The sequence below is a fragment of the Halorubrum lacusprofundi ATCC 49239 genome (assembly GCF_000022205.1).
Classification (GTDB): Archaea; Halobacteriota; Halobacteria; order Halobacteriales; family Haloferacaceae; genus Halorubrum; species Halorubrum lacusprofundi.
Genome location: NC_012030.1, coordinates 193,205 through 211,660, shown reverse-complemented (window position 1 = coordinate 211,660; position 18,456 = coordinate 193,205). Strand labels below are relative to the sequence as shown.

The 18,456-nt window shown below is 65.6% G+C and carries 19 protein-coding genes; 10 read left to right on the top strand and 9 right to left on the bottom strand.

Annotation, left to right across the window (positions count from 1 at the left end; translation table 11 throughout):
- Positions 1-14: 14 nt before the first annotated feature.
- The 4 genes from cobN to HLAC_RS16755 all read left to right on the top strand — a co-directional run bounded on the left by cobN (position 15) and on the right by HLAC_RS16755 (position 6,390).
- Complete coding sequence (cobN, locus tag HLAC_RS16770) at positions 15-3,929, top strand: cobaltochelatase subunit CobN (protein WP_012660174.1); 3,915 nt, start codon at positions 15-17, stop codon at positions 3,927-3,929.
- 35 nt (positions 3,930-3,964) lie between these two features.
- Entirely contained in the window at positions 3,965-4,681 is a 717-nt protein-coding gene (locus HLAC_RS16765; protein ID WP_012660173.1) for a precorrin-8X methylmutase, read from the top strand.
- Positions 4,678-5,466 carry a cobalt-precorrin-7 (C(5))-methyltransferase gene (locus HLAC_RS16760; protein WP_012660172.1) on the top strand — a complete coding sequence of 263 codons (789 nt, stop codon included), beginning with the start codon at positions 4,678-4,680 and terminating at the stop codon, positions 5,464-5,466. The genes HLAC_RS16765 and HLAC_RS16760 overlap by 4 nt, the downstream gene beginning before the upstream one ends.
- Before the next feature lie 114 nt (positions 5,467-5,580).
- Complete coding sequence (locus HLAC_RS16755; protein ID WP_012660171.1) at positions 5,581-6,390, top strand: CbiX/SirB N-terminal domain-containing protein; 810 nt, start codon at positions 5,581-5,583, stop codon at positions 6,388-6,390.
- A gap of 6 nt (positions 6,391-6,396) precedes the next feature.
- Here HLAC_RS16755 and HLAC_RS16750 read toward each other — a convergent pair whose 3' ends face one another.
- The gene (locus tag HLAC_RS16750; protein WP_012660170.1) at positions 6,397-7,101 is read right to left on the bottom strand and encodes a DICT sensory domain-containing protein; all 705 of its coding nucleotides are present in this window, start codon (positions 7,099-7,101) and stop codon (positions 6,397-6,399) included.
- Positions 7,098-7,496, bottom strand: coding sequence for a DUF7344 domain-containing protein (locus tag HLAC_RS16745; protein ID WP_049933956.1), 399 nt, complete (start codon positions 7,494-7,496; stop codon positions 7,098-7,100). The genes HLAC_RS16750 and HLAC_RS16745 overlap by 4 nt, the downstream gene beginning before the upstream one ends.
- Before the next feature lie 236 nt (positions 7,497-7,732).
- Here HLAC_RS16745 and HLAC_RS16740 point away from each other — a divergent pair, with 236 nt between their 5' ends.
- The 4 genes from HLAC_RS16740 to HLAC_RS16725 all read left to right on the top strand — a co-directional run bounded on the left by HLAC_RS16740 (position 7,733) and on the right by HLAC_RS16725 (position 11,020).
- Positions 7,733-8,371: a metallophosphoesterase family protein gene (locus tag HLAC_RS16740; protein ID WP_012660168.1), complete on the top strand. Its 639-nt coding sequence runs from the start codon at positions 7,733-7,735 to the stop codon at positions 8,369-8,371.
- Between the two features lie 242 nt (positions 8,372-8,613).
- On the top strand, positions 8,614-9,537 hold the full coding sequence (locus tag HLAC_RS16735) for an ABC transporter substrate-binding protein (RefSeq protein WP_012660167.1): 924 nt from the start codon (positions 8,614-8,616) through the stop codon (positions 9,535-9,537).
- Positions 9,534-10,256: an ABC transporter permease gene (locus HLAC_RS16730; RefSeq protein ID WP_049934023.1), complete on the top strand. Its 723-nt coding sequence runs from the start codon at positions 9,534-9,536 to the stop codon at positions 10,254-10,256. Before HLAC_RS16735 ends, HLAC_RS16730 begins: the two co-directional genes overlap by 4 nt.
- Complete coding sequence (locus tag HLAC_RS16725) at positions 10,256-11,020, top strand: ABC transporter ATP-binding protein (RefSeq protein ID WP_012660165.1); 765 nt, start codon at positions 10,256-10,258, stop codon at positions 11,018-11,020. The genes HLAC_RS16730 and HLAC_RS16725 overlap by 1 nt, the downstream gene beginning before the upstream one ends.
- Before the next feature lie 332 nt (positions 11,021-11,352).
- Here HLAC_RS16725 and HLAC_RS16720 read toward each other — a convergent pair whose 3' ends face one another.
- From HLAC_RS16720 to arsD, 7 genes are all read right to left on the bottom strand, one after another.
- Positions 11,353-11,730: a winged helix-turn-helix transcriptional regulator gene (locus HLAC_RS16720; RefSeq protein ID WP_012660164.1), complete on the bottom strand. Its 378-nt coding sequence runs from the start codon at positions 11,728-11,730 to the stop codon at positions 11,353-11,355.
- A gap of 353 nt (positions 11,731-12,083) precedes the next feature.
- Positions 12,084-12,389: a SelT/SelW/SelH family protein gene (locus tag HLAC_RS16715; RefSeq protein WP_012660162.1), complete on the bottom strand. Its 306-nt coding sequence runs from the start codon at positions 12,387-12,389 to the stop codon at positions 12,084-12,086.
- Between the two features lie 106 nt (positions 12,390-12,495).
- A complete protein-coding gene (locus HLAC_RS16710; protein WP_012660161.1) occupies positions 12,496-13,755 on the bottom strand; it encodes a M20 family metallopeptidase in 1,260 nt (419 codons plus the stop codon).
- 66 nt (positions 13,756-13,821) lie between these two features.
- Complete coding sequence (gene hcsS, locus HLAC_RS16705) at positions 13,822-14,010, bottom strand: halo-CC-star protein HcsS (protein ID WP_012660160.1); 189 nt, start codon at positions 14,008-14,010, stop codon at positions 13,822-13,824.
- The gene (gene hcsL, locus HLAC_RS16700; RefSeq protein WP_012660159.1) at positions 14,001-14,369 is read right to left on the bottom strand and encodes a halo-CC-star protein HcsL; all 369 of its coding nucleotides are present in this window, start codon (positions 14,367-14,369) and stop codon (positions 14,001-14,003) included. The genes hcsS and hcsL overlap by 10 nt, the downstream gene beginning before the upstream one ends.
- On the bottom strand, positions 14,366-16,288 hold the full coding sequence (gene arsA / locus HLAC_RS16695; protein ID WP_012660158.1) for an arsenical pump-driving ATPase: 1,923 nt from the start codon (positions 16,286-16,288) through the stop codon (positions 14,366-14,368). Before arsA ends, hcsL begins: the two co-directional genes overlap by 4 nt.
- Positions 16,289-16,291: 3 nt before the next feature.
- Positions 16,292-16,621 carry an arsenite efflux transporter metallochaperone ArsD gene (gene arsD, locus HLAC_RS16690; RefSeq protein WP_012660157.1) on the bottom strand — a complete coding sequence of 110 codons (330 nt, stop codon included), beginning with the start codon at positions 16,619-16,621 and terminating at the stop codon, positions 16,292-16,294.
- Positions 16,622-16,847: 226 nt separating this feature from the next.
- On the opposite strand from arsD, the gene HLAC_RS16685 reads away from it, so the two are divergent.
- Positions 16,848-17,249: an ArsR/SmtB family transcription factor gene (locus HLAC_RS16685; RefSeq protein ID WP_012660156.1), complete on the top strand. Its 402-nt coding sequence runs from the start codon at positions 16,848-16,850 to the stop codon at positions 17,247-17,249.
- Positions 17,242-18,429 carry an ACR3 family arsenite efflux transporter gene (gene arsB, locus HLAC_RS16680; protein ID WP_012660155.1) on the top strand — a complete coding sequence of 396 codons (1,188 nt, stop codon included), beginning with the start codon at positions 17,242-17,244 and terminating at the stop codon, positions 18,427-18,429. The genes HLAC_RS16685 and arsB overlap by 8 nt, the downstream gene beginning before the upstream one ends.
- Positions 18,430-18,456: the final 27 nt, after the last annotated feature.

Here is an 18,456-nt window from a genome sequence, read left to right as displayed (position 1 = left end):
GGTTTAACAACGTTATGCCACACATCGGCCTGTACACCGCGACCGAGAACGAACTGGGCGCCGTCGCACGCGCCGCCGAACGCGTCGACGCCGACCTACTCGCCCGTTCGGAGAGCGACCTCGACGGCCAGGACGACGTCGCCGCGTTCGTCGACGAACTCGAGGACGCGACCGCCGTCGTGCTCTGGCTCCACGGCGCCGAGGACAGCATGCCCGGCTACGACCACGTCGTCGAGACGCTCGCCGACGCCGACGTCCCACTCGTCGTCAAGTCCACGGGCGACGCGTACGCCTACGACGACACCACCGTCGACGACCAGACGCGCGAGACCGTCTACGAGTACCTCGAGAAGGGCGGGACCGCGAACGTCGCGAACTGTCTCCGCTTCCTCGTCGACGAAGGGACCGGGGACGACAGCCGGGAGTACGACGACCCCGTGACGCTCCCCACCGAGGGCGTCTACCACCCCGACCACCCCGGTGCGAGCTACGAGGAACTGCTCGGGACCTTCGACCCCGAGGCGCCGACGGTCGCAATCTGGTTCTACGAGTCCCACTGGACGCACGAGAACACGCGCTACGTCGACGCGCAAGTGCGCGCCATCGAGGCCGAAGGCGCGAACGCCTTGCCCGTCTTCTGCAACCCAGCGACCGACACGGCCGAACAGGCGGACGCGGAGTGGGTGACCGACGAGTGGCTCACCGACGCTGACGGGAATCCGGTCGTCGACGCCGTCCTCTCCTCGTTCATGTTCTCGCTCTCCATGGACGAACGCGGCCGGAGCGCCAACGACGAGGGCGACGGCGCACAGGAGGTGTTCCTCGACCGCCTCGGCGTCCCCGTACTCCAGACGGTGACGACGATGCGCTCGCGCTCCCGGTACGAGGCCAGCGACACCGGCGTGATGGGGTTCGAACTCGCGCTCTCCGTCGCACTCCCGGAGTTCGACGGGAACGTCATCACGCACCCGATCAGCGGGAAGGAACGCACCGACGACGAGGCCGGAATCGGGACCGCGCCCAAACAGCACTTCCCGATCGACGACCGCGTCGACCACGCCGCTCGACTCGCCGTGAACTGGTCGCGCCTCGGCTACCTCGACAACGACGAGAAGCAGGTCGCGGTCGTCCTCCACAACTACCCGCCGAGCGACGACGGCATCGGCACCGCGTTCGGTCTCGACAGCCCCGAGAGCACCGTGAACCTGCTCGACGAACTCGACGATCGCGGGTACAGCATGGACGGAAAGACGCCGGAGAGCGGCCAGTCCCTCGTCGCCGAACTCACGAGCCAACTCACGCTCGACGACCGCTGGGTCGCGCCCGAGGACGTCCGCGAGCGAAGCGTCGACGTCGTGAGCCGCGAGCAGTACGGCGACTGGTTCGCGGACCTCGACGACCGATTCCAGGAGCAAGTCCGCGAGGAATGGGGCGACCCGCCCGAGCGTCCGTTCGCGATCCCAGGCGTGGAGTTCGGGAACGTCCTCGTGACGGTGCAGCCGCCGCGTGGCTTCGGGATGGACCCTTCGAAGGTGTACCACGACTCGGACCTGCAGCCGCCACACGACTACGTCGCGTTCTACGCGTGGCTCCGGAATGCCTTCGAGGCGGACGCAGTCGTCCACCTCGGGACGCACGGGAGCCTCGAATGGCTTCCGGGGAAGACCGTCGGCTTGAACGCCGAGAGCGCGCCCGACCAGCTCGTCGACGACCTCCCGAACGTCTACCCCTACATCGTCAACAACCCCGGCGAGGGCACGCAGGCCAAGCGTCGGTCGTACGCCGCTATCGTCGACTACCTCACGCCAGTGATGCGGAACGCCGGCGCGTACGAGGAACTCGGCGAACTCGAGGAACTCGCGAGCCGGTATCGCGAAGCCGGCATGGAAGACGCGCGGAGCGACGACGGCGAAGCCCTCGCGGAGCGGCTCCGCGAACTCGTCGACGAACTCGATCTGGCCGTGGAACTCGGTATCGAGGGCGAGATATCCGAGAAAGCCGACGTCCGCGGGCCCGACGCCGCTGGTAGCACGCTCGCGGAAGGCGAGGTGGCGGGCGATTCCGTCGACGTCGAGGAACTCGTCGAGCGCGTCCACGAGTACGTCACGGACGTGAAGACCACCCAGATCAGGATGGGTCTGCATACTCTCAGCGAACCGCCGGCGGGCGAGCGACTCGTCGAGTACCTCGTCGCCCTGACCAGGCTGGAGAACCCGGGTGCGCCCAGTCTCCGGCAGAGCGTCGCCGGCGTCCTCGGCGTCGACCACCAGCGGATGCTCGACGAACCCGGGACGTACGTCGACGACCTGGGGATGACGTACGCCGAAGCCGCGGACGAGGTGTACGACACCTGCCTGGAACTCGTCGAGCACCTCGCCGAGCACGACTTCGACGCCGACGCCATCAACTGGAACCTGCTCGTCGTCGACGTCGACCCGGTCGGCGACGGCCGCGCTCGCAGTGGCGCGCACGACGACCTGCGCGAGGTCCTCCGGTTCATCTGCGAGGAAGCACAGCCCCGCGTCGACGGTGCGAGTGACGAAGTCCCCCGGACTGCAAACGCGCTCGACGGCGAGTACGTCCCGCCGGGCGGGAGCGGCGCGCCAACGCGCGGCGGCGTCGACCTCCTGCCGACGGCGCGGAACTTCTACACGCTCGACCCGCGGAAGGTCCCGGCGCGCTCGGCGTGGCACGTCGGCAAGGAAGTCGCCGACGGCGTCGCTGAGCGTCACAGGGAGGAGCACGCGGCGCGAAGCGCCGCGGAACGGTCGAGCGGGGAGAGGAACGACCCGCGAGACGAAGGCAAGTACCCCGAGGAGGTCGGTGTCGTCGCCTGGGGGACGCCGACGGTGCGGACGCGCGGGGAGACCATCGCGCAAGTGCTCGCGCTGATGGGCGTCGAACCCGAGTGGACCGACGCCGGTCGCGTCGACGACGTCGAGCCGATTCCGCTCGACGAACTCGACCGGCCGCGCATCGACGTGACGACTCGAGTCTCCGGACTGTTCCGGGACGCGTTCCCGCAGGCAGCGAGCGTCGTGCACGACGCCGTGGACGCGGTCGTCGCCCTCGACGAACCGCACGAGATGAACTACGTGAAGAAGCACGTCGAGGCGGACGAGGACGCGTTCGCCGAGCAGGGCGTCGAGGAGCCAGAGGCCGCGGCGCGGCATCGCGTGTTCACCACGCGCCCCGGCGGTTACGGGGCGGGGACGAACAAGGCCGTGGACGAGGGGAATTGGGAGTCTCGGAGCGACCTCGCGGAAGTGTACGTCCAGTGGGGCGGGTACGCGATGGGGTCGCGCGGCAACGTGAGCGAGGCCCACGACGCGTTCGAGCACCGGCTCGGGAACGTCGACGCGACCGTGAAGATCGAGGATACCGCCGAGCAGGACGAGTTCGACTCCTCGGACTGGTACGCGTTCCACGGCGGATTCATCACGGCCGTCGCGGAGACGGCGGGCGAGGAACCCTCGAGTTACGTCGGTGACTCCAGCGACCCCGCCAACGTCGACGTGTACACGAACGAGGAGAAGGTCCGGAAGGCGATGCGAGCGCGCGTCCTCAACCCCGAGTGGCTCGACAGCATGACCGAGCACGACTACAAGGGCGCTGGCGACCTCTCCTCCACGGTCGACGTCGTCCTCGGCTGGGACGCGACGACGGGCGTCGTCAGCGATGCGCTCTGGTCGAGCGTCGCCGAGAAGTACGCGTTCGACGCCGAACGGCAGGCGTGGATGCGCGACGTCAACCCGTGGGCGCTCGACTCCATCACGGAGACGCTCCTGGAAGCCATCGAGCGCGACCTCTGGGACGCACCCGAGGAGACCGCCGACCGCCTCCGGGACCTGAACCTCGAGGTCGACGGCGACCTGGAAGCGAGGGCGACCGACGCACCGAAGACGGAGGTGGCCGGCGATGACGACTGAAGACGGCATTGCGACCGATTCTATGGAGACGACCGATGACAACTGACGAACCACGACCCGACGACGCTGACGAATCGTTCGACGAGTACGCGGACCTGGGTGCGACCACGGAGAACGCCATGGACATCGCGACGACGAGCATGGACCGCGTCCGCGAACTCGTCCCCGACGAGACGCTCGCGGACCGGGTCCGGCAGAAGAGCGTGCACGCGACCGGTGACCCGGAGTTCCAGCACCTCGTCCGGTTCACGGGCACGGACGACTCCGAGCCGGTGCGTGCTGGCGCTCGCGCCGTCCTCGAGGAACGACCGATCGTGACGGACATCACGATGGTCAAGGAGGGAATCACTGGTCGCGGACACGACTGTCCGGTGGGGAAGGCCATCGGGAACGGTGCGGAACTCGCCGCTGAGACGGGGATGACTCGCACCGCCGCGTCCGTGCTGGAACTCGACCGCGATGGCGTCTACGACGACGCGATAGCGGTGGTCGGGAACGCGCCGACGGCGGCGCTCGCGCTCGCGGACTGCATCGCCGAAGGCACCCGCCCCGCCGTCGTCGTTGCGACGCCGGTCGGGTTCGTGAAGGCCGCCGAGAGTCGCGAACGCCTCCGCGAGGTCGCGAGAGAGCACGACGTACCCGCTATCACGAACGTCGGTCGACGCGGCGGAAGCGGGCTCGCGGCCGGGCTCGCGAACGAACTCGTCCACGTCGCGAGCGACGCGAGGAACGGCGAGGTCGACCTCTCGTGAGCGACGACTACGACCTCGACGCCGGCCCGGACCCCGCGGACTTCGCCGCCGCACGCCCCGAGGTCGTCGACGCGAGTGGGACGTCCGGCGCGGGTGGGACGTCGAACGTCGTCCGTGCGGTCGGCATCGGCCCCGGGAACGTCGAGTTCCTGACGCCGCGGGGCGAGCGCGCCATCCGCGAGGCGGACGTCGTCATCGGGTTCGAGACGGTCGTCGAGTTCGTTTCGGAGTCCGTCGACGGCGACGCCCTCACCTGCGGGTACGCCGACGAAGAGGAGGCGCTCTCGGCGTTCGCCGACCGGGTCGATGCCGGCGAGACGGGAACGGCGGTCCTGATGGGGGACCCGAACCACTCGGGGTACCAGTTCGTCGGGAAGGTCCAGCGCGCCGTCGACGCCCCGGTGCGGGTGGTTCCGGGCATCTCGTCGCTCCAGGTGGCGGCGAGTCGTGCGCGGACGCCGATGGAGGCGAGCGAGTTCGTGACGCTCCACAGGAGCGGTGACCTCGAACCCGATCTGGCACGACTCCGGGACGGCGTCGGCGACCGACACCTGCTCGTACTCCCGCGACCGTACGACCTGATGCCGGGCGACGTCGCCGCCGACCTCCTCGATGCGGGTGCGACCGGGGGCCTCGAGGCGCTCGTCCTCGAACGCCTGACGCACGCGGACGAGGCCGTGACGCGGACGACGCTCGAGGACCTCGCGATGCACGCTGGCGGAGACGCCCCCGAGGACTCGCCGTTCTCGGACCTCTCCGTGCTCGTCGTGCGCGCCGACGGGTGACTTGGCGAGGTACTCGATCCCCGAACCACCGGAACGTTTTAGTCAATTCGCTCAGTCAGCTAGGCCAAGCCCGTTTGGGTTAGATAAAGTATAGTTGAACTACGGCTCGAATCCATGACAACAGACGCAATCCTCCTCACCGGCCGCGACGCTGGCAACGCCCGCGAAGTGTACCAGACCCACGCAGACCGACTCGCCGCCCGCACCAGCGTCGACGACGTAGCCGTCGCCACCTACGAGAGCGAGCCCTCCCGCGAACTCAGGGACGAACTCGCCACCATCGACGCCGACGACGTCTACGCCATCCCGATGACCGCCGCTCACTCCCACGACACCCTCCAACGTCTCCCCGGCGCACTCGCCGCCATCCCCGGAACCGTTCACTACACGGAACCCATCGGTCGAAGCCCCGCCGTCACCGAGGTGCTCCTCGACCGAGCGCGCGACGCCATCGCCCCCAGCACCGCCCCCGCTAGCGCAGACGTCACCGACAGCACGCTCGTGCTCGCCGGCTTCGGGTCCAGCAGCAAGCCCTACCACCGACAGACCGCGAACTATCACGCCGCACGCATCCGCGAACGCACCGAGTACGACGCCGTGACGACGTGCTACCTCCTCCAGAACCCGACCGTCGAATGCGCACGGTACGACGTCGACACCGGCCACGCCGTCGCCGTTCCCCTGTTCGTCGCCGCCTCCGAAGCCACCGAGACCCGCATCCCCGAGGAACTCGAACTCGACCGCGGCGGCATCGCGTACGCCGACACCCTCGGCACCCACGACCGACTCACCGACGCCATCGCCGCCGAAGTCGCGAAACAACGCGCCCTCGCCACCACTAACGCCGGCGCGAGCGCACTCGTAGACCAACTCGGTCGAAGTGCACGCCCCGTCGCCACCGACGGCGAAGGCGGCGTCCGCTGAGGCCACTCAGGGCCGCTCGAGTTCGGCGAGAACTGCCCGAGTCGTCCCCGGGTCGGACGTCCAGAAGCTATCGTACGCGTCGTCCGTCTCGCGGGCGACGAGCGCGCACGTCTCCGCGGTCGCCGTTTCGCTATCGTACGCCAGGAGCCAGTACCGCTCCAGGGCATCGTCGGGGTACTCGTGGTATGTTACGCCGGCGATCGTCGGTGGCGTCCAGTCCGGTGCGCCGTAGACGTGCACGTCCAGGTCGGGTTCCGCCCCGAGCGTCCGGTAGACGTCCGTCTGGGATTCGAGCTTGGACAGCGTCTGGAAGCCGACGCGGAGCGTGCCGGTCCCGATGCGGAACGCGCGCTCCTCGATCTCGCGACTGACCGCGAGCAGTTCGCGCCGAGTCATCCCGGTGAACACCGCGTCGTCGAGTAACTGGAACAGTACGTTGTAGCCCGACGAGACGTCCTCCATGCGTTCCAGGCGATGGATGGGTGGTTCGAGGAGCGTCTCGAGGTCCGCGATAGCGAGCGCCCCCCGGAACTCGCCGTCTTCCTCGACGACGACGAACGGTCTGGGGCCACCCTCGGGCAACGAACGGGTGTCCACGCCGACGCTGTGGGCCGCGAAGCGCTCGACGACCGCGCCGTCACCTGACCCGTAGCAGACGAACCTGTACGGTGACCGGCTGCGGTCCGTCAGCAGCCGGTCGACCTCGGTCATCCGTCCCGGGCGTCGCCCGGAGCGACGAGGTCGGCGAGCTGATAGCGAGCGGAATCGTCGAAGTCCTCGAGGGTGACTGCGCCGTTATCGGCGTCGTACTCGATGATGCCCGCGTCGTCGAGCACCGGGAGGTGGCGGTGATGGAGTTCCAGGAGCACAGCGTCGTAGTCCGATTCGGTCGACATCGACCCCGTGTCCGACGCCTCCCAGCCAGCGAGCACGGTCGCGAGCTCGCGGACGTCCGACGCGTCGGACTGCTCTAGCAAGTACCATAGACACCGCCGTCTGTCGACGGCGGAGAGCGCCCGATAGAACCGGTCTGGAATCCGCTCTCCCCCCGGAGATGACTCTTCCTCTGCACCGACGCGGCCTTCACCGGGCTGTTCCTCCCCCATATAACCGATATTATTGTCTGCCATGGAACATAAACCTACGTTACCGACTACTGACGTCTTGGTCATTCCGACGGCCATAGTCGCCAGCGTTCACCAGGAACGACGACTAAGTCGCCGACCCCTCGAGACTTCGTGGACCAGGGTGCTACTTCGTCGTTGCTCCAGGGTCCCGAGTCGGTCAGGGCGTCGAGACGGTTCCGGACCGTTGTTAACCCCCACCCTCCAAGAACGAGGCGATGCTCGTTCTCGGCGACGCACACGCAGCCGACCGATCGAAACGCAGGGCGCTCCACGCGGCGTACGACGCGGCCGACGCGGAGTACGCCCTCCAGCTCGGCGACCTCATGCACTACGACCTCCCGATCCCGACGTACTTCGTCGCCGGGAACAACGAGGACTTCGACGTCATCGACGCCCTGCGATCGGGCGACTCCCCGGACGGGGTCAGGAACGCGAACCTCCTCGCGAGTACGGTGGTGGAGCGAGACGGGCTCCGTATCGCCGGACTCTCGGGCAACTACGCACCGACGCAGTACGAGAAGGACCGCTCTGAGCTGGCGAGCGAACGACGTCGACACTTCGTCGAGGCGGACGTCGAACGCGCGAAAGTCCTCGAAGACGTCGACGTCTTCCTCGTCAACGAATCACCCCACGGCGTCGACGTGACCGAGGACTATCAGGTCGGCTGTCGGTACGTCGACGCCATCCTCCGGGAACTCGAACCCGACCTCTGTCTGCTCGGGCACCACCACGAGCACGTCGAGGGCGTCTACGGCGACACCCGCGTCGTCAGCCTCGCGCCCGCGTGGGATTCGTACTACACGCTCGACCCTCGCACGCTCGAACTCGAGCGGTACGCGACGCCCAGCGAGTAACCCGGAGCGACCCAGAGCGACCTCCTCATAGTGATTATTGCGGTGATTCTCGGCAGAGGCATCGAAAACCAGACTGCTTCAGCCCTAACGGACGGATCCTCTCGTTACTCAGCGGTAAAGGCTCGCAATAATCACTATCAGTCCCTGCGAGCGCCCGCTCCGGAGGTATTCCGCTTCCCGAAGCGAAAGACCCCGCTCACTTTCACATAATTATTTTATAGTATCGTCTCGTCGGTGTATCTATGCCGATACAACGCCGCCAGTTCGTCGTGGCTATCGGCGCCGGGGGAGTCGCGACGGGCCTCGCCGGGTGTTCGCAGGTGGTCGGGAGCGACGGCCAGCCGGCGGTGGCGGGTGAAACCCTGACGCTCACGACGACGACGAGCACCTACGACACCGGACTGCTCGACGACATCCACCCCGACTTCGAGGACATGTACGGGGTGTCCGTCGACGCGGTCGCACAAGGAACCGGTGCCGCCCTCCAGTCCGCGCGCAACGGCGACGCCGACGTCGTGATGGTCCACGCCCGCGGCCTCGAGGACGGGTTCATGCGCAACGGGCACGGCATCAACCGCCGCGACCTCATGTTCAACGACTTCGTCGTCGTCGGCCCGGAGAGCGACCCGGCAGGCATCGAGGGTTCGAGTTCGGCGACCGAGGTGCTCGATGCCATCGCCGACGCCGAAGCGACGTTCGTCTCCCGGGGCGACAACTCGGGAACCCACACGAAAGAGCTCGACCTCTGGGACGCCACGGACGCCGAACCGGGCGGGGACTGGTACCAGGAGACCGGGACCGGGATGGGCCAGGCGCTGAACGTCGCGGCCCAGCAGGGCGCGTACACGCTCTCCGATCGCGGGACGTTCATCTCCCAGCGCGGCCAGATCGACCTCGCGATCCTGGTACAGGGCCCAATCGAGGGTGGTCCCGAGATCCTCGCGAACCCCTACGGCATCATGGCAGTCAATCCAGGGAAACACGAGAACGCCAACTACGACCTCGCGATGGCGTACATCGGCTGGATAACCAGCCCCGGTGCCCAGGACGCCATCTCGGGGTACCAGGTGAACGGCGAACAGTTGTTCTTCCCCGAGGCCGTTTCCGAAGACCCCAACTTCCAGCAGTACGTCCCCGACGGGTGGAGCGACGACTCCAACGACTGAGCGTGCCACTGGAACACCTTCCCGACCTGCTGTTGGCTATCTTCGACCTCCCGTTCAGGGACGGCTACGTCTCGAGCATCATCTTCGTCTCGCTGTACGTGAGCGTCGTCGCGGTGACGTTGAGCACGCTGTTCAGTATCCCCGTCGCCATCGCAATGGGCTTCTCCGAGTTCCCCGGCAAGCAGTTCGCGAAGTCCGTCGTGAACACCGGGATGGGGTTCCCGAGCGTCGCCGTCGGCCTGCTCGTCCTGTTCGCCGTCTCCAACCAGGGGCCGCTCGGTCCGCTCGAACTCGTGTTCACGAAGGAAGCGATGATCATGTCGCAGTTCGTGCTCGCGACGCCACCGATCACCGCCATCAGTCTCGCCGCCATAACGGGCGTGAACCAGAACGTGCGCGACACCGCACGCGTCCTCGGGGGCACGCGCCTCGACGTCGCACTCGTCGTGCTCAAGGAGGCACGGTACGGGATCGCGACCGCGATCCTCGCCGGGTTCGGTCGCGCCATCAGCGAGGTCGGGTCCGTCCTCATCGTCGGCGGGAACATCACTGGCGCGGACGGCATCTCGAAGACGCGGACGCTCACGACCGCCATCCAGCTCGAAGCGCGCCAGGGACAGTACGGGACCGCGATGGTGCTGGGCGGCATACTCGTCGCGCTCGTGTTGCTCGTCAACGCCATCGTCGTCCGCTTCGGTGACGTGGGGGTGCAACGCTGATGCTTCGAGCGACCGATATCGCACGGACGTACGGTGACGAGAACGTGCTCGAACAACTGTCCGTAACGGTCGACGCCGGCGAGGTCGTCGCCGTCATCGGGCCGTCGGGCGTCGGGAAGACCACGCTCCTGCGCACGCTCGCGCTCTTCGACGAACCCGAAGCGGGAACCGTCGAATTCGACGGGACGGACGCGTGGGCGGTCGACGACGACGAACGACTCGGGCTCCGGCGACGCATCGGGATGGTGTTCCAGGCGGCGAGCCTCTTCGACGCCTCGGTCGCCCGCAACGTCGAATACGGCCTCCGGATCCGTCGGTCGTGGCGCGACCGCGTCCGGTCCGAACTCCACTCGCTCGTTCGCTCGAACGGTACCGCCGACGCCGTCCGCGAATCCCTCGACGTCGTCGGAATGGCCGACGAGATGGCGGCACACGCTGGGTCGCTATCGGGCGGCGAAGCCCAACGCGTATCCTTCGCTCGGGCACTGGCGTACGACCCGGACGTCCTGTTGCTCGACGAACCGACGTCCGACCTCGACCCCCGGAACACCGCCGTCATCGAGGACGCCATCGCGGAAGCACGCGAACGTGGAATCGGCGTCGTCGTCGCAACGCACGACATGCATCAGGCCGAACGCGTCGCGGACCGAGTCGCGGTCCTCCTCGCGGACAGCATCACCGAAGTCGCACCGACGGACGTCATCTTCCAGAACCCATCCGACGACCGCACGAAGCAGTTCATCTCCGGCGAACTCGTCTACTGACCGGCACCGATACCCGCGTTCCGGATTCTACTTCCGGTTCTTCGACAGCGAACGCCCTGTAGCGCCCTTCAGACGGTTCTCCTGCTGAAACCCAAACGACCGTGCCAACTGGCCTCCCCGAGTTCGAACAGACGACTACCGCGGCAGAGACCATAGCGTACCTCTCGAAGTGGTGCTCCCACCCTACCGTGATTCGGAACCGAAACTGGCTGGCGTGTCCTACTACCCAATCAGGTCGCTGATTTTTGCCTCCGTAGTTGGTGATTGCGACGACGAGGCGAAGGTTCAGAGCGAAAAATCGATATCGGGAACCGGCTGGTGTCGATATTGAACTACTGGACTGTCGCGCATTTCGACGACTTGCCCGTGGTCGCACACTCGCTCCCGTCAGAGCACTCCGCGAGACCGATCATCTCTTCCATCTCTTCGAGGAGTCCGACGAATGCCTCTCCGTTTTCGGTCAGTTCGTACGTCGTCGAGGGTGGCGTCGTCGGTTCGACTTGTTTCTCGACGAAGCCGTGACACTGTAGCTCTTTCAGTCGCCGCGAGAGCATCGTCGCCGTCACGCCGTCGATGGAGCGCTGCATCTCGTTGAAGCCGTACTGTCGATCCGAAAGCAATCGCAGGACGTGAAACGCCCACTTCGAGCCGAGGATCTCTCGCAGCTGATGCCACGACTCCTGCCAGTCAGACACGTCCGTCGGCTCCATACCCGCTCTTGAGCGTGAAGACACTAAAGTATCGTCAATGGGATAGCCGCCGCCAGCTATCGCTCTTGCTTGTCGTGGGTCTGTAGGCGGGGACACGCATCGGGTGCGAGATTCACCTTCTCCAGATTCGCGAGTGGACAGCCACAGTGTTCACATTTGAACTGTTCGGCACCTGTCACAGTTTCGAGTGCGTTCGTCTCGAGTCGAGCGAGTCTATCAACGACTGCACGACCCGTTTCGTCCTGGCCGTCCACGAGGTGTGGACACGGTGTCTCGACATCCGAGTGGGTTCCCCGGCAAATAGCTTGGTCGAAATCATCGACGCGAGTCTTGCTCATCTGTAGAGACGTGACTCAGCAACACCCAGGACTGCAATCAGTCGAGTCAGTGTCCTCGCCGCCGAGTTCGCTGGGGTCACAGTCACACGCAGAGAGCTGTCCACACACACCCTCCATAATCGTCGTGAGGTCGTACTCGAGTTCGTCGACGTCGAAGATCACAGTGTCGTCGACGCGAACCTCGAAGACGCCGTCCTCGCCGGGGACGAGTTCGACGCCGTCTACTGGTTCGCCACACGACTCGAGAATCTGCGTCTGCGTTTCGGTTGCGCGGTCGATGAAGCCACACGGGTCACAGTATTCGACTTCGACGCTCGTCATGGGAGTATCACGGGAACCACTACGAGGACGGCCGACATAAGATTCCAGTACCCACGCAGAGAGCACCTTTCAGCGCTGAAACCACCCGTCGGATACTCTCTCACGACTAGCGCTTGGACCCGATCGACTCGGCGAGCTGGCCCGGTAGCCGCACGTACCACTTAGCCGTGCGTTCGAGCGCGTCGATCGGGACGTACTCGTCGACACCGTGGGCGGTATCGCTCCCGATTGCACACTCGACTGCGGGAACGTCCGCCGCCCGGAGCTTCTTGACGTCGCCACCACCGGTCGCACAGCGGGCAAGCGGCCGATCCGTGAGGACGTCCGCGGCCGCCGTGGTGACGGCCTCGACGATCGGAGCGGACGGTTCGACGTAGGTTCCCTCGGCCCAGGAGACGTCCCGAATCGAGACGTGCTCCCGGCCGTCGATACACGTCCGGATCTGCTCCAGAACCGCCCCGGTAGAGGCTCCCGGCGTCACCCGAACGTCGAGTTCGCCGGTCGCAGTCTGGGGGACGCTGTTGACGGTGTTGCCGCCGTCCAGACGCCCGAGGTTGAACGTGGGGTACTCGAAGAGCTCTTCGAGGTGTGTCCCAGCCTCGCACGGACAAGACCCGTAGTATGCCCGAGACTCCTCGAGGATCCGTTCGACCGCCGGATCGTACTCCAGCCGACGGGACGTAATCGATTCCCGACAGGAATCGATCATCGAGTAGAGGTAATCGATCGCGTTCTCGCCGTTCATCGGCCGGGAGCCGTGGGCGGCCCGCCCGGTCGCCTCGAGCGTGAGCCAGATTCGACCCTTGTCGGCGACAGCGATCGAGTGGCGTTCGTCGACGCAGGTCGTCTCGCCGACCACTGCGGCGTCGGCGCTGATCGCCTCGGCGTCCAGCACGGCGTCGATTCCCGCGCCCCCACCGGTCTCCTCGTCGCTGACGAACGCGAACTGCAGGGTCACCGGCGGCGTCTCGTCGGCGAACGTCCGCATCGTTTCGAGCATCGCTGCGACCGCACCCTTCATGTCGGTCGCACCGCGGCCGTAGAGCCGGTCGTCGACGCGATCGCCCAGTGGATCGTGCGACCAGCAGTCCCGGTCGTAGGGGACGGTATCGAGGTGGCCCTCGTAGAGCAGCGTCCACTCGCGCTCGCCGGGGATGGTCACGACGAGGTTCGGTTTCTCGCGTTCGGCTTCTATCCGATCGATCTCGACACCACGTTCCGGGACGGAGCGCTCGAGCCAGTCGAACGCCTGTCGGGTCTCGCCGGGTGGGTTCTGTGTGTCGAACGCGAGCAACTCGAGCGTCGTCTCGGCGAGCCGATTTCGGCGGTCGTCGGTCCGCTGAACGTCTGTCCGTGTGTGGTTCATCGATATAGACTCGATCGTCCGCCCGTGTGTCCGGAATCGGGCGCGTGGACCTGACACCAACTGGTGTCAGCAGCACCCACCCGCGTCGCAGACCTGGCCGTACTCGACGCCGGTCTCCTCGGTGATCGCCTCGTTGCACTGCCGCAGCATCGTGGTGAACTGGAACTCCGAGGCGTCGGAATTCGCCGCGGCGAGTTCCTCACCGAGGGCCTCGGCCGCCGCCAGCACGTCCTCGTCGGAGGCGCTCAACAGCACCCACCTCCCAGTGACTGGGCGAACTCGCGGCCGATCTGTTCACTGATGACGTCGTTTGTCTCCTGAAGGAGTGACACGAACGCCTCCTGAGCCGCCTGCTGGGCCTGGATCGTCTCGTTGTCGTCCATCTCCGCCCGGAGTTCCCGGAGTTCGCTCATCGTAGCGTCGCCGGAGCCACCCCGCTGCATCTGTCGTCTCTTCTGTTGGTACTCTTCGAGGAGTGCCATCGCCTCCGAGTCCGCTTCGAGGCGCTCGTTGGCCGCGACGAACTCCTCGTACGTCTCGGAGTCGTTGACTGTCTCGATGAACGTCTGAAGCTGTTCCTCGACCGCCTGCTCGTTGGATACTTCCTGGCTCATTGGATGGTCACCTCTTCCTTGCTGATCTCGGACAGACCCGTGATCTCGTCGCCGAAGGCGCTCAGCTCTTCGAGTCCGATCGGTTCGTCACGGCGCAGGGGCGCGCACATCAAAGGCGTCTCGAAGCGGTCCTTGATCTCGCCGAGATATTTCTCCTGTTGCGCCCGGCGATTCGCGAAGAAGGCGTTGTCGCCGTACTCTTCGGGCAGCAGGTAGTTCGCGACGACGAACGCCGTCTCGATACCGACCTGGTCGTTGAGGTCCTCGGCTGCCCGGTACGCTTCCATCATCGGCGTGTACTCCGGATACATGACGAACGCGAACGAGCTCCGCTCGGGGTCCTGCATCGTCTCGATGACCTCGTCGTACTGGTCGCCTTTCGCGGGAGCCGCTCCCTTGGTCAGCGAGCCCAGGTCCATGAATCCCTTCCAGTCGGAGGGTAGCTCCAGCAAGCGGAGCGTGTGGCCGGTCGGCGCGGTGTCGAAGACCACCACGTCGTAGCCGTCTTGCTGGAAGTAGCTGACGAACTTCTCGAGGGCCGCCATCTCCTCGGCACACGGCGACTCCAACTCCTCCTCGACGTTCGCGATGGCGGCCTCGACGTCGATCTCCGTGTCCTCCTTGTCCTCGTACATCTCGGTGACGTGATCGAGGACCTGCGTGCGGTACTCCTCGAGAGCCTTTTCCTGGTCGATCCGGGCCGCGTCGAGGTTCGCCTGACTCACCGACGTCGGGTCGTGGCCGACCGGCTCGCCGAAGATGTCCTCGAGGTGGGCCGCCGGGTCCGTCGTCACGACGAGCGTCTCGTAGCCCGCCTCCGCGAGCTTCGTCGCCGAGGCCGCGGCGATGGTGCTCTTGCCGACGCCGCCTTTCCCGGTGAAGAACAGATACCGCGTCTCGTCGTCGCTCGGCGTCACTCGGTCGGCGACCGATGCCGGATCGGCCAGCGCCTCGACGTCGACCGACTGGTCGGTCTCGATATCCGTTGCCGAGCCGACGTCGACGGTCGCTTCCGCGCCGTCGTAGAGGACGCCGGCGACGTCGGACAGCAGGTCGAGCCCGGTGATCTCGCCGGGCTGGAGCGGGTACGTCCCGGTCGCATCGGCGTCGAACTCTTCGCGGGCGCGCTCGATGACGGCCTGTTCGTCCTCGCGTTTCCCCTCGAAGAAGGGGTCTTCACACACCGACTCGGGCAGGTAGCCGTTGAGTATCAGCAATTGCGATTCGATGCCGAGTTCGGCGAGGTCGCCCGCGCTCCGTTCGACCTCGTCGATCGAGGAGTCCTCGGGCTTGCCGACGAACGCAAACGTCGTCTGCTCGGTGTCCTGGAGCGTGTCGATTGCGCGCTCGTACTGGACCTTCTTGTCCTCCATCGAGGCGGCGGGGCCGATGCACGTCGAGCCGCCCTTCTCGAGTTCGGCGTTCCAGTCGGAGGGCAACTCCATCAGACGGATGGTGTGGCCGGTCGGGGCGGTATCGAAGACCACCACGTCGTACTCCGGACTGTCCATGAAGTCGACGAAGTTGTCGAAGGCCGCGATCTCCTCGACGCAGGGGCTGTTAAGCTGCTCTTCGACGGTTTCGATCTCGTCGTCGCCGAGCAGTTGGCGCATCGGTTCGATGGTCTCCTGTCGGTACTCCTCGGCGGCCGTGTCCGGGTCGATCTCGATCGCGGAGAGGTTCTCGATTCCCTCGATTTCGGTCACCTCGTGGCCGATTACCTGGTCGAAGATATCCGAGAGGTTCGGTGCGGGGTCGGTCGTCACGAGCAGCGTCTCGTAATCGTTGTCGGCGAGCCACGTCGCAGTCGCGCAGCTGACGGTACTCTTGCCGACGCCGCCTTTCCCGCTGAAGAAGACGAACTCGGTGTCGTCATCGCTCGGTTCGACGAGGTCTCGAGGTATCGTATTCGTGTCCATCGATCAGGCCTCCTGTGGTTCGTTCTGTGTCTCGCGAAGCTCGGCCGCGAACTCGTCGTAGGAGAGATACTCCGACGTGGCGATTACCTCGTCGTCGAGGACGATTATCGGGAGCACCGACGTGCCGCGTTCGTCGACCAGATCCGCGATCTGCTGAGTTTCGAGGAACTGGTCGATGTCGTGTTGCATGTTCGCTCTCGATACCTCGACGTCGAATTCGGCCTCGAGTTGGTCGAGCGCGGCGCTGACCTCGACGAGTTCGTCATCCGGGTCGGGACCACAGACGCCCGTCGAGCAGCACATCGCCTCCTCGTACAGTGTGAGTTCCATCATTCGTGGATGCCTTGGATACCGTGCCGACTGTCGGTAGCGGTGCGGTTATCAACTACCCTTGCTAATTTAGTCACGATTCAATTGAAGCTCTACTCATACACACGAATAAACGCATTGGTCCTATCGAATATGATCCGCCTCATTTATCATAATCATACGTGTGGTCTCCTCTTCCCCCGAGAGTGTTCCGCAACAGTTAATTGAGTAAGTAGTCAAGTATCCACTGATGGCACAAGCAACTGAACGGTTACAGCGGTATCTCGACGACGAGCTCGGCGAGTGCCGCAGCGAGGACGTCGACCGTCGGCTCGACGAGCTCTCCACGCTCGAGGCCGGCCTCGGGACGGCACAGGCCGAGGCCGAACTCGACGTGCTGTCGGCGCTCTCCAGCGAGACGCGGTACACGCTCGTACGCGTGCTCGTCGCCGCCGAAGAAGAGCTCTGCGTGTGTGAACTGAACGCGGTCGTCGATGTGACTGAGAGCGGGCTCAGCCACGCGCTCTCGGCGCTCGTCAACGCCGGCCTCGTCGAGGGCCGGAAGGACGGTCGCTGGAAGAAGTACCGAGCGACTAACCGCGCGACGGCACTCATCACCGTCCTCGAAGGGAGTGTGAGCACCGATGAGTGACCTCGAACACGAACACGGCCCGAACTGTGACTGTCCGGACTGCGGGGACCCCCGCTCGATGGACTTCCTGGACAAGTACCTCACCGTCTGGATCTTTGGCGCGATGGCCATCGGCGTCGGCCTCGGGTACGTCGCCCCGTCGGTGACACAGCCGATCCAGGACCTTCACCTCGTCGAGATCGGGCTCATCCTGATGATGTACCCGCCGCTGGCGAAGGTCAACTACGGCCAGCTGCCGCGGGTGTTCGCCCAGTGGCGCGTGCTCGGATTGAGCTTGCTCCAGAACTGGCTGATCGGCCCGACGTTGATGGTCACACTCGCCCTGATCTTCTTCGGCGGGGTCGTCCCCGGCCTGCCGGCCCGCCCGGAGTTCTTCCTCGGGCTGGTGTTCATCGGGATGGCGCGGTGTATCGCCATGGTCCTGGTCTGGAACGACCTCGCAGAGGGGTCGAGCGAGTACGCCGCTGGCCTGGTCGCGTTCAACAGCGTCTTCCAGATCGTGACTTACGGGGTGTACATCACCTTCTTCGCCCTCTTCCTTCCCGAGGTGCTGGGGCTGGAGACGCTGACAGCCGGTATCGCCGAGTTCAACATCACCGTCATGCAGGTGTTCGAGGCGATCGCGATCTTCCTCGGAATCCCCTTTGCAGCCGGTATCCTCTCCCGGTTTGTCGGGACGCGTACCAAGGGCGTCGAGTGGTACGATGAGACGTTCGTCCCGACCATCGATCCGATGACCCTGATCGCACTCCTCTTTACGGTGATCGTCATGTTCGCGATGCAGGGCGAGCGCATCGTCGGCGAGCCCACTGACGTGCTTCTGGTCGCGGTCCCGTTGACGATCTACTTCGTGGTGATGTTCTTCGTGAGCTTCGGGATGGGTCACCGGATCGGCGCGGACTACTCGACGACGACGGCGATCGGCTTCACCGCGGCCTCGAACAACTTCGAGCTCGCGATCGCCGTTGCGGTCGCCGTCTTCGGCGTTGGATCCGGCGTCGCCTTCACGACCGTCATCGGGCCGCTGATCGAAGTGCCGGTGTTGCTCGCGCTGGTGTACGCCGCACTGTGGCTGCAACGAAACATCGACTGGCGGGGCCACACCACGGGACAGCTAGATGGCACGAAGCCCGAGAGCAACATCGATCGCGACTCGGACCCGGTTCCGGAGGACGACTGATAGTGGTTATCGCGAGTCTTTACCGCC

What these genes read in the sequence shown, in the direction of transcription:
- HLAC_RS16715 (WP_012660162.1), bottom strand. Translation starts at nt 12,389, where the DNA reads ATGACGAGCGTCGAAGTCGAATACTGTGACCCGTGTGGCTTCATCGAC.
- HLAC_RS16725 (WP_012660165.1), top strand. Translation starts at nt 10,256, where the DNA reads ATGCTTCGAGCGACCGATATCGCACGGACGTACGGTGACGAGAACGTG.
- HLAC_RS16720 (WP_012660164.1), bottom strand. Translation starts at nt 11,730, where the DNA reads ATGGAGCCGACGGACGTGTCTGACTGGCAGGAGTCGTGGCATCAGCTG.
- HLAC_RS16750 (WP_012660170.1), bottom strand. Translation starts at nt 7,101, where the DNA reads ATGACCGAGGTCGACCGGCTGCTGACGGACCGCAGCCGGTCACCGTAC.
- cobN (WP_012660174.1), top strand. Translation starts at nt 15, where the DNA reads ATGCCACACATCGGCCTGTACACCGCGACCGAGAACGAACTGGGCGCC.
- HLAC_RS16740 (WP_012660168.1), top strand. Translation starts at nt 7,733, where the DNA reads ATGCTCGTTCTCGGCGACGCACACGCAGCCGACCGATCGAAACGCAGG.
- arsD (WP_012660157.1), bottom strand. Translation starts at nt 16,621, where the DNA reads ATGATGGAACTCACACTGTACGAGGAGGCGATGTGCTGCTCGACGGGC.
- HLAC_RS16745 (WP_049933956.1), bottom strand. Translation starts at nt 7,496, where the DNA reads ATGGGGGAGGAACAGCCCGGTGAAGGCCGCGTCGGTGCAGAGGAAGAG.
- HLAC_RS16685 (WP_012660156.1), top strand. Translation starts at nt 16,848, where the DNA reads ATGGCACAAGCAACTGAACGGTTACAGCGGTATCTCGACGACGAGCTC.
- arsA (WP_012660158.1), bottom strand. Translation starts at nt 16,288, where the DNA reads ATGGACACGAATACGATACCTCGAGACCTCGTCGAACCGAGCGATGAC.
- HLAC_RS16755 (WP_012660171.1), top strand. Translation starts at nt 5,581, where the DNA reads ATGACAACAGACGCAATCCTCCTCACCGGCCGCGACGCTGGCAACGCC.
- HLAC_RS16765 (WP_012660173.1), top strand. Translation starts at nt 3,965, where the DNA reads ATGACAACTGACGAACCACGACCCGACGACGCTGACGAATCGTTCGAC.
- hcsL (WP_012660159.1), bottom strand. Translation starts at nt 14,369, where the DNA reads ATGAGCCAGGAAGTATCCAACGAGCAGGCGGTCGAGGAACAGCTTCAG.
- arsB (WP_012660155.1), top strand. Translation starts at nt 17,242, where the DNA reads ATGAGTGACCTCGAACACGAACACGGCCCGAACTGTGACTGTCCGGAC.
- HLAC_RS16735 (WP_012660167.1), top strand. Translation starts at nt 8,614, where the DNA reads ATGCCGATACAACGCCGCCAGTTCGTCGTGGCTATCGGCGCCGGGGGA.
- HLAC_RS16710 (WP_012660161.1), bottom strand. Translation starts at nt 13,755, where the DNA reads ATGAACCACACACGGACAGACGTTCAGCGGACCGACGACCGCCGAAAT.